The sequence below is a fragment of the Nocardiopsis xinjiangensis YIM 90004 genome (assembly GCF_000341145.1).
In the GTDB taxonomy this organism is placed as follows: Bacteria; Actinomycetota; Actinomycetes; order Streptosporangiales; family Streptosporangiaceae; genus Nocardiopsis; species Nocardiopsis xinjiangensis.
On sequence record NZ_ANBE01000032.1, the window covers coordinates 51,405 to 64,543 of the forward strand.

Below are 13,139 nucleotides of genomic sequence, written 5' to 3' on the forward strand. Positions count from 1 at the left end.
GACCAGCCTCCCTGACTCCCGGACAGCCTTGAGGGGTGCATCGGTGCCAGACCAGACAACGACGAAACCGACCGTCGTGGTGACCACCGCCGGCTCGGCTCCCACACCCGGCACCATCCTCCACCTGCGCGCCTGCGGGTTCCGTGTGGTGGCCACCGACGTCGATCCCACGGCCCCCGGCCTGTACCTGGCCGACCGGGGCTGCTTGGTTCCGCCGGGCGACAGCACGGCGTTCCTGCCCCGTATACAGCAGTTGTGCGCGGAGGAGGGGGCCATGGCGATCATCCCCCTCGTCGACGAGGAACTCCTCGGGGTCGGCGCGCTCGACGGCCCCGCCACGACGGTGCTGCTGCCCCGCCCGGAGTTCGTGCGCACCTGCCTGGACAAGTACGTCCTCATGCGCGAGCTCGATGCGGCCGGGATCGGGGTACCGCGCACCTGGGCGGCCTCCGAATGGCCCGCGCAGGCCGCCGACACCGCCCCCGAGGGGCTGGTGATCAAACCCCGCAGCGGACGCGGCAGCCGCGGGGTGTCCTTCATCGACTCCGCACAGGACATGGCACGGGTCGTGGCAGAGGGCGGTTACGGTACCGAGGAACTCATCGTGCAGGAGCGTGTCACCGGCCCCGAGTACACCGTCTCCGTCGTCACCTGGCGCGACGGTCGGGTCCAGGCCGTGGTGCCCAAGGAGGTCGTCCTCAAGCAGGGCGTCACCAAGTACGCGGTGACCCGCCGCAACGAGGCGGTGGAAGAGGCCTGCCGCGCGATCCAGGAGAACCTGCGCGCCGACGGTCCCTTCAACGTGCAGTTGTGCCTGGACGGCCAGGGCCGTCCACGGGTGTTCGAGATCAACCCCCGGTTCTCGTCGACGGCGGCCCTGACCCTGGCCGCAGGGGTCGACGAGATCGCCGGACTGCTGCGCCAGGCTGTGCTGGGCGGCCCGCCGCTCACCGATGAGTGGGACGAGGGTGTGGCCATGGTGCGGCGTTGGACCGACGAATTCCTGAGCGAGTCCCAGTTCCTCTCGCACGGCATCTCACCCGCCCCGTCCGCGACAGCTCCCCCGCCCGCACAGCTCTCGCACGAGGACGTCCCGGACGAGCACCGGACCCCGGTGCGTGTGCGGTGAGTGCCCCGGAGACCCATCCCCTGTCCGAGGCCCTGGCCACCGCCGTCACCGAGGTCGGCGCGCTGCTGCGCACCTGGCGCGCCGACCCCGCGAGTCTGCACGGGACCTGGGAAGGCAGCCAGTTCAAGGCCCGCGCCGACGCGATGGCGCACCGGGCGTTGAGCGACCGGCTCACGGCCATCGATCCGACCATTCCGATCCTGAGTGAGGAGGACCCCGCGGGCCTGTCCCGGCACCGGCCCTCCCGCTACTGGCTCATCGACCCCATCGACGGCACCGCCAGCTACACACACGGCTTCCCCGGCTACGTCACCCAGGCGGCGCTGGTCATCGGCGAACGCCCCGAGGTCGCCGCGGTACACGCGCCCGACAGCGACACGCTCTACACGGCGGTGCGGGGCCGGGGCGCGCACCGCGACGGCGAACACCTGCCGCCGTTGGGCGCCTGGCCGCCGGGGACGGGTGTGCTCACCGACAACACCCCGGAGCCACGCGGTGTGGCGCTGCGGGCGTACGAACGGTTCGGCTACGACGAGTACCTGGAGAGCGGAAGCATCTCCCTGAAGCTGTGCCTGATCGCCGAGGGCACCGCGCACCTGTTCGTCAAGGACGTGCCGGTACGCGACTGGGACGTGGCCGCTCCGGCACTGCTGTTGTCAGAGGTGGGCGGGCACGTGACCCGGTTGGACGGGGTCGGGTTCTCCTTCCGCGGCCCGTGGGAACACACCGGTCTGGTGGGTGCCGCCGACCCCTCCACGGGGCGTCAGGCCGCGCACTGGTTGAGGAGCTGACCCAGCTCCGGATCCGGCTTCACCGAAGCCTGGTCCGCGGCCCGCAAGTGGTGTTCACAGGGCCTTTCCGCGCCCAGGGGTGAGGCGTATCGTGTGGGCCACGGCTCGCACCTGTGGGGGTGGGAAGTGCAGGACCAACGTCTTCCGCTGAAACAGATCCGTGCTTCCGACGTCGAGCGGGACCTCACTGTCGAACGTCTGGCCCTTGCTTTCACCGAGGGACGCCTGGACCGTGAGGAGTACGAACACCGCGTCGAGTCGGCGCTGATGGCGGTACGCATGGGTGAGCTCGGCCGGCTCACCGCCGACCTGCCTCACCCCGCCTTCTCCGGCCGGCGTCCCCGGTTCAACGACAGGCGGCGCGGCGGCGATCTCGGTTCGTTGGTGGTCCCGCTGCGGGAGTGGAACGAGGAGTGGCGCTGCTGGGGCGGCGCCGTGGCGGTTCTCACCGGCCTGTGGGGACTCACCAGTGCCGTGGGCGGGGAGATGCTCCCCTTCTGGCCGGCGGTGCCGCTGGCGATCTGGGCGGCACTGCTCCTGGTGTCGGCGCTGGTCCCGGGGCAGGAACACACCTGAGCCGGCGAGGCGGTCTCCTGCGGGGGTGCGTGGGTCCAGGAATGAGTGTGCGGCGGGGGAACAGCAGGAGCCGTGTCAGCCGACGGCGTGCAGCCAGCGCACGGGCGCGCCGTCGCCCGCGTACCGGAAGGGTTCGAGTTCCTCGTCCCAGGCCTTGCCGGTGAGCAGATCGAGCTGCGCTGTCAGGTCGGGACCCCCGGCGGCGGCCTGTTCGGTGGCCACGCGCAGGCGTCCCTCCGGCACCAGGACCTCACCGGCGGCGCTCATGATGGAAGTGAACATACCCAGTGACGGCGTATAGCTGTAGCGAACGCCGTCGCATCCGGGTGAGCCCTCCTCGGTCACCTCGAACCGCAGCCGCTGCCACGTGTTGAGGGCAGACGCGATCTCCCCGGCCGTTCCGGGCCTACCCTGCCAGTTGAGTTCGGCCCGATGGTTTCCTGGGGCCGCCGGCTGCGCGACCCAATCGAGTTTGACGGGCACCCCGACGACACCCGCGACCGCCCACTCGACGTGTGGGCACAGCGCCGCGGGCGCGGAGTGGACGTACATGACGCCACGTGCGGACACCGAACCTCCTGATACGAACGAGTGCGCTTCCCCGACGCCCTCGTACCACGAGAAGGCTGCATACCCGCCTTGATGCGTTTGCCCCATTGTGCCGTAAGGGCATCCGGAGAACCAGCGGTCACGCTGGTCGTTTTCCTGCGTTCCCCCCGTCACCGGGACGCTCAGCGGTTAGCGTGAGCCTCAGAACGGCAGGCAGTCCGATCATAGTGGGGGCGGTTGTGCCAGACCAGCCGGGTGAGGGCAACCACGGCACGAATGAGTCACAGAAAACGATACTTTCGACCACAGTCGAGGGTAGAACCCCACCCGGATTGCCGGTTCCGGCCAGAACGGACGAGGACGACGCCACCCTGATCGCCCGCGCCCGGGAGGGAGACGCCCACGCCTGGGAGATCATCGTCGACCGGCACCTACCCATGGTCAACGCCATCGCGACCTCCTACCGGCTGGGTTCGCCCGACCGGGAGGACGCCGTGCAGACGGTGTGGTTGGCCCTCAACCAGCACCTGCCCCACCTGCACTCACCGCACCATCTGCGCCCTTGGCTGCGCCGCGTCACACATTCCACCTGTGTGCGGCAGCGCCACCACGGCCTGCGCCTGCGGCCCGTGGACCCCCAGGCCCTGGCCGAGCGGCCCCCGGGAGAGGACGCCTCGGGCCCCGAGCACGATCCCGAAGCGCTCTACCTGCGCAAGGAGGTCCACGAGGCACTGCACCGCGCCGTGGGCGGCCTCACCGACCCCGCCGACCGGCGCGCAGCCCGCTACTACCTGGGCCAGGCACCCGCCCACGAGAGCACGCCCGTCGAGCGACGGCGCCTCAAGCGCCGGCTCCACCGACTCCTGAGGGAGCACCGTTGAACCACCGCGCCGCACACCCAGGGGACCTGCGGGGACGAGCCTCCGCTCTGGCCGCCTTCGACCGCTCCGACGACCGGCGCGGGCAGGCGTGGCTCACCTCCGAGTACTGCCCTGACCCCGAGCCCGTGCGTGATCGCGGGCCGATCCTGCTCACCCATATGCGTTTCGACCACGACAGGCTCGGCCTCGACCTGTGGGTGCGCGACAGGGGCGGGACACGTTCGCTGTCCGGACTGGTCGCCGGGGACACCGCCGGAACCCGCGTCCAGGTACGCTGCCCCGACCGCGCGTACGACCGGCGGGTGGCCCTGGACGGGTCCTTCGGGGTGGCGGAGCTCGCACCGGGACCGGTGAGCCTTGTGGTGCGGTGCCGGGACGACGCCTCGGTCGTGACGGACTGGTTCACGGTCTGAGCCACCGAACTCCGCCCGTCTTTCATCCCGGACCCTCGGCCCCGACACCTGGAGCCGGCCTCCCCGCAGGCATCCGTCACGCACACGGGCCTCACTGTCACCCGAGCGAGCTCCCCCGTCGGCACCGGGCCCGGCCGTCCCCCGACCCGGCACACAGCAGGATCTGCGCACCGTTCCTCCAGCACCTCCCCGCGCACCGCTCCCACACCACCCGCAGCTGTCTCCGCGCACAGAAACGGGCATTCCGAACCCCGATCCCGGGACAGGCAGAAAACACGGCCACGCACGACCTCTTGTCCGGTTTCGGAATGGTTCGCCCAGCGCATCGTGGACCGTCTCGCACCGAGCCCTCCCCACACCGCATGCGAGCTGGTCACACTGGGACCGCCCCGGCCCCCACCGTGGAAATGAGGCGTCCTCCGTGGCACCGAACTCACCCTCGCTCACGTACTCGGCCGCTCTGAGCACCGGGCACACGCTGCTCAGACAAGTGGGCGAGGGCGTGCGACTGGCCCGCGGCGGGCACTTCGAGGACACCGTCGCCCTGCTCGAGGAGACCCAGTACCGCCTGCGCCGCCATCCGCTCTCCCGGGTCTCGACGGTACTTCCCGGGACCCTGGCCAACCTCGGGCTGGCGCAGAGCCTGTGCGGGAACTTCGACGCCGCACGGGACCACCTTCAGGAGGCACGCGCCCGGGCCGATGAGCACGGGTTGGCGGTCCTGGACCTCATCGTCCGACAGAACCTGGGCTGTCTCGCCCTGCACCGGGGCGACAGCTCGGCCGCCATCGGGCTCTTCCACGACCTGCTGCCCAGCATGCCCGAGGACCGACGCGAGGCCCTGCACGTGGACATGGCCGAGGCCCTGCTGACCGAAGGGCTCGTGGAGGAAGCCGTGGAGGCCCTGGACGAGCGCGCGGGCACGGGACCGACGGCGCAACTTCGGGAGGCCACCCTCCGCCTGCTGGAGGGCGACCCCACGCACGCCCGCGCCGTCGGCCTGCGGGTACGGCAACTGCACGGGCGCGGGTCCTTGTGGTACCGGTTCGCCGACCGTCTGGTGCGCCGGGCGGGACGGCGCTCGCCCCGCCGCAGGGGCTGTCCCGTCCCCGTTTCGGGCACGCGCCCGCCGCACATCGTGCGTGCGGGGCTGGCGCAGGCCTTGTCCGCGGGTGCCGTCGAGACGGCCCTGGAGTGGGCCGAACTGACCCGCGCCTCGACGGAACCCCTCGTTCCCGGTCCGGCCTCGGTTGCAGACCGAGAACACACCGATGCCTACAGGTCCTCGCACGCACGCTCGGGTGCAGCCGGCGCCGAGGCTCGGGCCCGGGAGTGGGAACGGGCCCGATGGCGTTCGTTCTACGCACCGCACCTCCGCCGGGCGCTGGCTGCCCCAGAGGCTCCCCCACCGGCCCGGGGCAACACGCAACCGTGGCGTCCGGTCACGGACGCGCTGCGGGGCCGCCTCGGCGAGTGGGCCTACGTGCGTTACGTGCAGGACGACGACCGGGCCTGGGCGCTGGTGGCCTCGGACGTCGGGGTCGAGGCGTTCCCGCTGGGGCCGGCTGCGGTGCTGTCCGGGCGGGCCGCACGCTTCGCCGCCTGTGCCCCTGGCGGTCCCGGGTACGCGCGGGCTGCGGACGAGGCGGGCAAGGCGCTTCTGGGCCCGGTGCTCACGAGGGTCGGCGACCGGCCCCTGGTTCTGTCGTGGGATCCCTTCCTGGGGGAACCGCCGTGGGGCGCCCTCCCGGCGCTGTGCGGGCGTCCGTTGTCCCTGGTGCCATCGGCGCGCGCGTGGATGGAACGGTCCTTCCGGGGGCCGTCCCTGGACCGTGTCCTGCTCGCGTCGGGCCCCGTGTTGCCCGGGGCCGCGGACGAAGTGGCCGCGCTGTCCCGCCTGTACCCGCAGGCACGGGTCCTGTCCGGGGCGCGGGCCCGGCCGGAGGCGGTGCTGGAGGGGATGGAGCGGGCCGACCTGGCCCACCTGGCCGGACACGGGCACGTGCCCGGGCGTGCGGCGATGCTCGCATCGGTGGAGTTGGAGGGGGCGCCGCTGCTCGCCTGCGATCTGGCCGGGCTCGACCGGGTTCCGTCGGTGGTCACGTTGGCCACGTGCTGGAACGGGCGCGCGTTCGGGCGCCGTTCCGGCCCGCCGTTGGGGTTCGTGGGGGCTTTGCTGGCCCGGGGTGCCCACGCGGTGGTGGCCAGTCCCGTCCCGGTGCGCGACACGGAGACGGGTGCGGCCATGCGGGGGTTCCACCGGGCCTTGGCGGCCGGGACACCCGTGCCCGAGGCGGTCGCGCTCCACCTCGGGCGTGCGGGGTTCTGTTGCTACGGCGGGTGAGCGTCTACCAGCCGCGCTCGCGCCACTCCCCGAGGCCGGGGCGCTCGGCGCCGAGTGTGGTGTCACGGCCGTGACCGGGGTAGACCCACGTGTCGTCGTCCATCGTGCCGAAGACCCGTTCCTCCACGTCGGAGAGGAGGCTGCGGAAGTCCTCGTCGGACCACGTGCGGCCCACGCCGCCCGGGAAGAGGCTGTCCCCGGTGAACAGGTGGGTGTGCCCCTCGGGGTCGTCGTAGCGCAGCGCGATCGACCCGGGGGTGTGCCCGCGCAGGTGGATGACGGTGACCGAGCATGCCCCGACGGGGATGCGCGCGCCGTCCACTGCGGGCTCGTCCACGGACACGGGCAGTTCGTCGGCATCGTCGGGGTGGGCCACGGTACGGGCGCCGGTCTGGCCGACGACCTCGGCCAAGGCCTGCCAGTGGTCCTGGTGGCGGTGGGTGGTGATCACCCGCGCCAGCCCCTTCTCACCGACCAGCTCGAGCAGACGGTCCGCCTCGGCTGCCGCGTCGATGAGTACCGCCTCGCCGGTGGCACGGCAACGCAGCAGGTAGGCGTTGTTGTCCATCGGTCCGACGGCCAGTTTGTTGATCGTCAGGTGCGATAGTTCTCGCAGGTCGGCTGGGCCGCCGACCCTGATGTCTCCGGAGTAGCTCACCCGACCATTGTGGCCTGAGGCCGGACTCGTACAAACCCCGCCCCGGGAACCCGGTCCGGGGATCGCACACCGCCGCTGTCCTGCGGAGGCCCTCCGAAGCCCGAGATCCCCTGCCCGGAACGACCCCCGGCCCCTGGACCGGGGCGCGGGGCCCGAGCGCGTGGTCGGGTCAACGCGACCAGGAGGGCGGGCGCTTCTCGAAGAACGCGGCGCGGCCCTCGGCCGCCTCCTCACCGGCGAAGAACTCCGCGGACAGCTCACCCATGCGGGTGAAGGCCGCGGCGCGGCGCTCCGGTACCGCCTCGCTGCCGCCGCCGACCTCGCCGAGCAGCTGCTTGGTACGCGACAGCGCGGCGGGCGCGGCCGCGCGCAGACCCTCCAGCACCCGTTCCGACTCCTCCTCCATCTCCCCGTCGGGCACCGCCTGGGTGATGAGCCCGGCCTCGACCGCCGCGTCGGCATCGAACTTCTCCCCGGTGAGGAAGTAGCGACTGAGCCGGCGCGAATGCATCCGGGCCGACACGGGCACCGAAATGATCGCCGGGACCGCCCCGATGCGCACCTCGGTGAAGGCGAAGGTGGCACTCTTGGGAGCGAGGGCGATATCGGCCGCGGCCACCAGGCCGATGCCGCCGGCGCGCGCGACACCGTTGAGCACCGCCACCACCGGCTTGGGTCCGCCCATGATCTGCTCGAAGATCTCCGGGAGCTCGGGCGCGGGTTCGATCTCCTCACCCTCCAGGGTGGCACCGATCTCCTTGAGATCGGCCCCGGCGCAGAAGACCGTTCCGGTGGCGGTGAGCACGACCGCGCGCACCTCGTCGTCGGCCAGGGCGGCGGCCAGGGCCTCGGACAGCTCCGTCCGCAGGCGTGCGGAGAGTGCGTTGCGGTTGCGAGGGGAGTCGAGGGTGACGGTGGCGACGGCCCGTTCGACGGTGAGTGTCACCAGCGGGGTGTCGCCGGTGGGGGGCTGCTGCTGCGTCATAGCAGTCGACCTTTCCGGTCCGTCCCCGTCGGTGGGGTGGACGTGAGGACTCGTGTATTGCGTGACGCACCACACGTTAGGCCACCGCCCCCGCACGAGCCTTGCCCGGCCCCGGCGACGACGAGGGCACCGCCCCACCTCGGTGGTGACGGTGCCCTCGAAGAATGCAGGTCAGCGGTTCCCGCTCGCAGCGGAGAGCGCGTCGGCGAAACCCATCATGGAGCGCACGGCGTCGGGGCCGTCGGCCGCCTCGCTCACCCGCAGGGTGAGGGGTTCGGCGGTGATGGCACCGGTGTAGCCGTGGTCGAGCTCGCAGCTCTCGTCGGCGCAGGCGGCCGGTTCGAGATCGATGTGGGCGACCGCTCCCCAGTTCACCGACAGGTTGACACTGAGTACGAGCTCGCTGGGCAGGTTGCCTGATGTGTATTGGGCCGGGTTGGGCACGACGCGGGTCAGGCCCACCGACTGGACGTTGCCGAGTTGGATGCTGTCGGTCGTGGTGGAGGCGTGCGAGGTGCCCCCGGGGTCGGTGGGCGGGTGCTCGTCGGTGTGGCAGACCACGAGCCGGGTGGCGGTCAGCAGCATCACCGTGATGTGCCGACGCATCTCCATCGCCGGGTCGAAGGTCGCCTCGTGGTGCACGACGAACGCCTCGGCGTCCTCCTCGCCCAGGGCGTCGGCGACCGCGTCGATGACCAGCGCGGGATAGTACCCGCTTCGTTCGATCTCCGAACGCCAGTCCGCGGAGACGGCTCGTGTTTTCCTCATACTCCTATCCTGCCCCCTACCACCGACATTTTGCGACCGGGATCGGAAAAGCCCAGGCCACATGGTCAGAAGGTCACCCCGCGCAGGCGACGCGGCCCGACGTCGGGCCGGACCTCGGGCGCCTCGCGCAACCACGCGCGCGCGCCCAGCACGTGGGCGCCGGTGGCGTTGACCAGGACCGGGTCGAGGTCGATGTAGCCGATCTCGGGGAAAGCCTCCACCAGGCGCGAGACCCGGATCAGTAGTTCCTCCAGCGCTTCGACGTTGGGCTGTTCGGCCAGGGAGGTCGATCCGGCCGGCAGCCCGAACAACAGGGGCGCCGCACGCACCGCGTGGATGAGGTCGGCGGCGTCCATGTCACTGAGCGGGGCCAGGCGGAAGGCGCGGTCGTCGAGGAGTTCGGCGGTCACGTCGGCCAGCCCGAAGGAGACCACCGACCCGAAGGACTGGTTGTCCCCGGCCCGGACCACCGTGGGCACGCCGGGCGCGGCCATACGCTGCACGACGAGCTCCGCTTCACCACTGAAGCGGTCGGCCAGGGAATTGTAGGCGCTGCGCACGTCCTCGGGGGTACGCAGGTCGGCCCGCACGAACGTGCCTCCGGCGCGTACCCGCAGGTCGGGGGCGTCGGCTTTGACGACCACGGGGTAACCGAGCTGCCCGGCGGCCACGACGGCCTCGTCGGCTGAGGTGGCGTTGATGTCGGGATAGACGGCGACACCGTAACTGGCGAGGAGGTCACGGACGTCCTGCCCGGGGATGGCGGTCTCCTCGTCGTAGCGGCGCTCGCCGCCGAACCAGGCCACGTCCTCCTCTTGCGGGGTGTCCTTGTCCAGGGCCCGGGTGATGACCGCGCGTGCGCGGGCGCGGTCGATGTCGGGCAGTTCGGGGTGGCGTCCGGACTTGCGGTTGCGCCACTGGGCATAGCGCGTGGCCAGGGCCAGCGCGCGGACGGCGTCCTCGGGGGCGGGGTAGGAGGGCACGGATCCCTTGAGGGTCTCGCCGCTGTCGCCGACGTGGCGCAGCTCCTCGGGGAGACCCTGCCGTGCCAGGTAGGTGGTGACGATGGGCTTGTCCGACTCCTGGGCACGGGCCCGCAGCACCCGTGCGACGTCGTCGGAGATGGGGTGCAGGGCCGGGATGAACACGACCACGACGGAATGGACGTCGGGCGCGGACAGAGCCGCTTCCAGAGCGAGGTCGAAGTCCTTCGCGGTGGCTTGGGGACCCAGGTTCACGGGCTCGTGCGGTTTGAGGCCCTGACGTACGGCGGCGTCCTTGACCAGTAGTTCCAGGGAGTCGGAGTTGCCGATGATGCCCACGCGCGGCCCCTCGGGCAGCGGCTGGTAGGCGAAGACCTGGGCTGCGTCGAACATCTGGGTGATGTCGTCGACGCGTACCACACCGGCCTGCTGGAACAGGGACGTGACGGCGTAGTCGGGCAGGGAGAGCCCGCCGGCGGCGTGACCGGTGGGGGTCGCCTGTGCGGAGCCGCCGCTGCGTACGGCCACGACGGGCTTCTGCTTGGCCAGACGCCGGGCCAGACGGGTGAACTTGCGCGGGTTGCCCAGGGACTCCAGGTACTGGAGCACGACCCCGGTGGTGGGATCCTCCTGCCAGTACTGCATGAGGTCGTTACCGGACACGTCGGCGCGGTTGCCGGCCGAGACGAAGGTCGACAGGCCCATGCCGCGTTCGGCCACACGCTGCAGGATCGCACGGCCCAGGGCGCCGGACTGGGAGAAGAACCCGATGGGGCCACTGGGCGGCAGGTCGGGCGAGAGGGTGGCGTTCAGGGACACCTCGGGGTCGCTGTTGGCGATCCCGAGACAGTTGGGGCCGACCACACGCATACCGGCCGCGCGGGCTGTGCGCACCAGTTCGTCCTGGCGGGCGCGCCCATCGGAGCCGATCTCGCCGAAGCCGGAGCTGACGACGACGAGCCCGTGCACACCCTTCTCGGCGCACTCCTCCACGACGGGCAGGACCGAATCGGCCCGCACGGCGACCACGGCCAGGTCGACCTCGTCGGGGATGTCGCTGACCGTGGGGTAGGCACGCACGCCGGCCACGGCCTTGGCCTCGGGGTGGACGGGATAGACGGGTCCCTGGAAGTCGCCGCCGAGCAGATTGCGCAGGGAGGTCTGGCCGATGGTGTGGGCGGTGCGGCTGGCGCCGATCACGGCGACGGACTCCGGGTAGAGCAGGCGGGCGATCGAGCGCGATTCGGCGCGCTGTTCGCGGGCCTGCATGACTTCCTTGGAGTTGTCGGTGGGCTGCAGGTCCAGCGTGAGGCGGATGACGCCTTCGTCGAAGGTCTGCTGGGCGGTGTACCCGGCCTCGCGGAAGACGTTGACCATGCGGCGGTTCTCGGGCAGGACGTCGGCGATGAAGCGGCGCACGCCCCTCTCCCGCGCGGCCGCGCCGATGTGTTCGAGCAGGACCGATGCGAGGCCGCGGCCCTGGTGGGCGTCCTCCACCACGAAGGCGACCTCGGCCTCCTCCGGGGCGATCTTGTCGTAGCGCACCACCGCGACGAGTGAGTCGGAGATGGTGGCCACCAGCCCGACGCGGTCCTCGTAGTCGACGTTGGTGAACCGGTCGACGTCCCGGTCGGACAGTTTCGGGTAGGGCGCGAAGAACCTGTAGTAGATCGTCTCCGGCGAGAGCCGGGCGTGGAACTCGCGCAACAGGTCGGTGTCTTCAGGGGTGATGGGGCGCATGTGCGCGGTGCCGCCGTCGGTCAACACGACGTCGGCTTCCCAGTGGTTCGGGTAGGACTGCACGACTGCGAGACTAGACGACATTCGGTCGAAACTGGGGAAAGTCTTCGGGGCGGGTACAAAAACACCGGGATGATCACCCAGGGTCAGAGCTTTCCCAACGATCGGCACAGGTCCGTGGTTCCCCTTGCTGTGAGCCGATCACGCCCTGGACACGGCGTGTCCGGGGCGCTGTCACTTCGTTACACGTAGCTGACAGTTCACCTGTTAACGTCGTTCGGGCACAGATTCTCATAACCCTCGGCGGTGGCTGGCGAAATGACACGAGTGGTCGTAATCGGTGATCTCATGACCGATGCAGTCGCGCGCGCGTTCCACCCGTTGGCCCGCGGCAGCGACACCCCTGCATCAGTGGTCATGTACGGCGGAGGCTCGGGCGCCAACACCGCCTCGTGGCTCGCCGTGGAGGGCACCGACACGACCTTCGTCGGTCGGCGCGGCTCCGACATCACCGGCCGCACCCGCGAGATGGAGCTCATGGGCTACGGGCTGGACTCGCGCATGGTAATGGACCCGGAGCGCCCCACCGGTACATGTGTGGTGATGATCACACACCGAGGCGACCGCACGATGCTCAGCGACCCCGGCGCCAACGCCCGCCTGCAGCCCGAGGACCTGCCCCGCGACGTGTTCGCCCCGGACGGGCACCTGCACGTGTCCGGCTACACGCTCATCAACGAGAGCTCCCGCCGTGCGGCCCGTGTGGCGCTGCGGACGGCACAGGAGACCGGGATGTCGATCTCGGTGGACAGCGGTTCGCACGCGCCGCTCAAGCGCGCGGGGGCCGAGGAGTTCCTGGAGTGGACGCAAGGTGTGCGGCTGCTGTTCGCCAACATGGACCAGGCCAAGGTGCTCACCGGCCGCGAGGAGCCCGAGGCCGCCGCCAAAGTACTGACGGCGTGGTTCCCGAACGTGGTGCTCAAACTGGGTGACGAGGGCGGCCTGTGGGCGTCCAAGACCCGTGAGGACTGTGTGAGGGTTCCGGCCGAGCCGGTGGAGCCCTCCCCGGGATCGGTCGGTGCCGGCGACGCGTTCATGGCCGGGTTCCTGCCCGCGTGGCTCATGGGACGCCACCCCAAAGAGGCGCTCGGACGCGCCCAGCGCCTGGCGGCACGTGCCCTGCACCAGCCGGGTGCCCGCCCCGACCTGGGCGAGAGCGAGCCGGTACGGCGCGGAGCCCCGCGCAGCCAGCGCACCCGCTGACACCCGCAGCACGTCCTTCCCCCGAGCGGTTTCGCCGCGCTCCGCGCGCACATCCCTCG

At 71.1% G+C, this 13,139-nt stretch carries 12 protein-coding genes; 7 read left to right on the forward strand and 5 right to left on the reverse strand.

What is annotated here, in order from left to right:
* The first annotated feature begins 76 nt into the window (after positions 1-76).
* The 3 genes from D473_RS24955 (at position 77) to D473_RS0115670 (ending at position 2,496) form a co-directional block, all read left to right on the forward strand.
* Positions 77-1,129 carry an ATP-grasp domain-containing protein gene (locus tag D473_RS24955; protein WP_017610007.1) on the forward strand — a complete coding sequence of 351 codons (1,053 nt, stop codon included), beginning with the start codon at positions 77-79 and terminating at the stop codon, positions 1,127-1,129.
* Positions 1,126-1,920 (forward strand): inositol monophosphatase family protein, encoded by a 795-nt coding sequence (locus tag D473_RS0115665; RefSeq protein ID WP_017610008.1) that lies wholly within the window; start codon positions 1,126-1,128, stop codon positions 1,918-1,920. The genes D473_RS24955 and D473_RS0115665 overlap by 4 nt, the downstream gene beginning before the upstream one ends.
* A gap of 126 nt (positions 1,921-2,046) precedes the next feature.
* Positions 2,047-2,496, forward strand: coding sequence for a DUF1707 SHOCT-like domain-containing protein (locus D473_RS0115670; protein ID WP_026126997.1), 450 nt, complete (start codon positions 2,047-2,049; stop codon positions 2,494-2,496).
* A gap of 75 nt (positions 2,497-2,571) precedes the next feature.
* On the opposite strand, the gene D473_RS0115675 is transcribed toward D473_RS0115670, so the two are convergent.
* Positions 2,572-3,066, reverse strand: a complete 495-nt coding sequence (locus D473_RS0115675) for a DUF3145 domain-containing protein (RefSeq protein WP_026126998.1) — start codon at positions 3,064-3,066, stop codon at positions 2,572-2,574.
* Between the two features lie 311 nt (positions 3,067-3,377).
* Here D473_RS0115675 and D473_RS0115680 point away from each other — a divergent pair, with 311 nt between their 5' ends.
* From D473_RS0115680 to D473_RS0115690, 3 genes are all read left to right on the forward strand, one after another.
* A complete protein-coding gene (locus tag D473_RS0115680; protein WP_017610011.1) occupies positions 3,378-3,926 on the forward strand; it encodes an RNA polymerase sigma factor in 549 nt (182 codons plus the stop codon).
* Entirely contained in the window at positions 3,923-4,339 is a 417-nt protein-coding gene (locus D473_RS0115685) for a hypothetical protein (RefSeq protein ID WP_017610012.1), read from the forward strand. Before D473_RS0115680 ends, D473_RS0115685 begins: the two co-directional genes overlap by 4 nt.
* Before the next feature lie 421 nt (positions 4,340-4,760).
* A complete protein-coding gene (locus D473_RS0115690) occupies positions 4,761-6,683 on the forward strand; it encodes a CHAT domain-containing protein (protein WP_026126999.1) in 1,923 nt (640 codons plus the stop codon).
* Positions 6,684-6,687: 4 nt separating this feature from the next.
* On the opposite strand, the gene D473_RS0115695 is transcribed toward D473_RS0115690, so the two are convergent.
* The 4 genes from D473_RS0115695 to D473_RS0115710 all read right to left on the reverse strand — a co-directional run bounded on the left by D473_RS0115695 (position 6,688) and on the right by D473_RS0115710 (position 11,880).
* A complete protein-coding gene (locus D473_RS0115695) occupies positions 6,688-7,341 on the reverse strand; it encodes an MBL fold metallo-hydrolase (protein WP_017610014.1) in 654 nt (217 codons plus the stop codon).
* A 169-nt stretch (positions 7,342-7,510) separates the two neighbouring features.
* Complete coding sequence (locus tag D473_RS0115700) at positions 7,511-8,326, reverse strand: enoyl-CoA hydratase-related protein (protein WP_017610015.1); 816 nt, start codon at positions 8,324-8,326, stop codon at positions 7,511-7,513.
* Positions 8,327-8,497: 171 nt separating this feature from the next.
* Positions 8,498-9,094 (reverse strand): DUF5998 family protein, encoded by a 597-nt coding sequence (locus tag D473_RS0115705; RefSeq protein WP_017610016.1) that lies wholly within the window; start codon positions 9,092-9,094, stop codon positions 8,498-8,500.
* Between the two features lie 65 nt (positions 9,095-9,159).
* The gene (locus D473_RS0115710) at positions 9,160-11,880 is read right to left on the reverse strand and encodes a bifunctional acetate--CoA ligase family protein/GNAT family N-acetyltransferase (protein WP_017610017.1); all 2,721 of its coding nucleotides are present in this window, start codon (positions 11,878-11,880) and stop codon (positions 9,160-9,162) included.
* Positions 11,881-12,144: 264 nt separating this feature from the next.
* On the opposite strand from D473_RS0115710, the gene D473_RS0115715 reads away from it, so the two are divergent.
* Complete coding sequence (locus D473_RS0115715) at positions 12,145-13,080, forward strand: carbohydrate kinase family protein (RefSeq protein WP_026127000.1); 936 nt, start codon at positions 12,145-12,147, stop codon at positions 13,078-13,080.
* Positions 13,081-13,139: the final 59 nt, after the last annotated feature.

Excerpts from the sequence above, each read along its gene's own strand:
- D473_RS0115700 (WP_017610015.1), bottom strand. The coding sequence starts at position 8,326 with ATGACGCAGCAGCAGCCCCCCACCGGCGACACCCCGCTGGTGACACTC.
- D473_RS0115705 (WP_017610016.1), bottom strand. The coding sequence starts at position 9,094 with ATGAGGAAAACACGAGCCGTCTCCGCGGACTGGCGTTCGGAGATCGAA.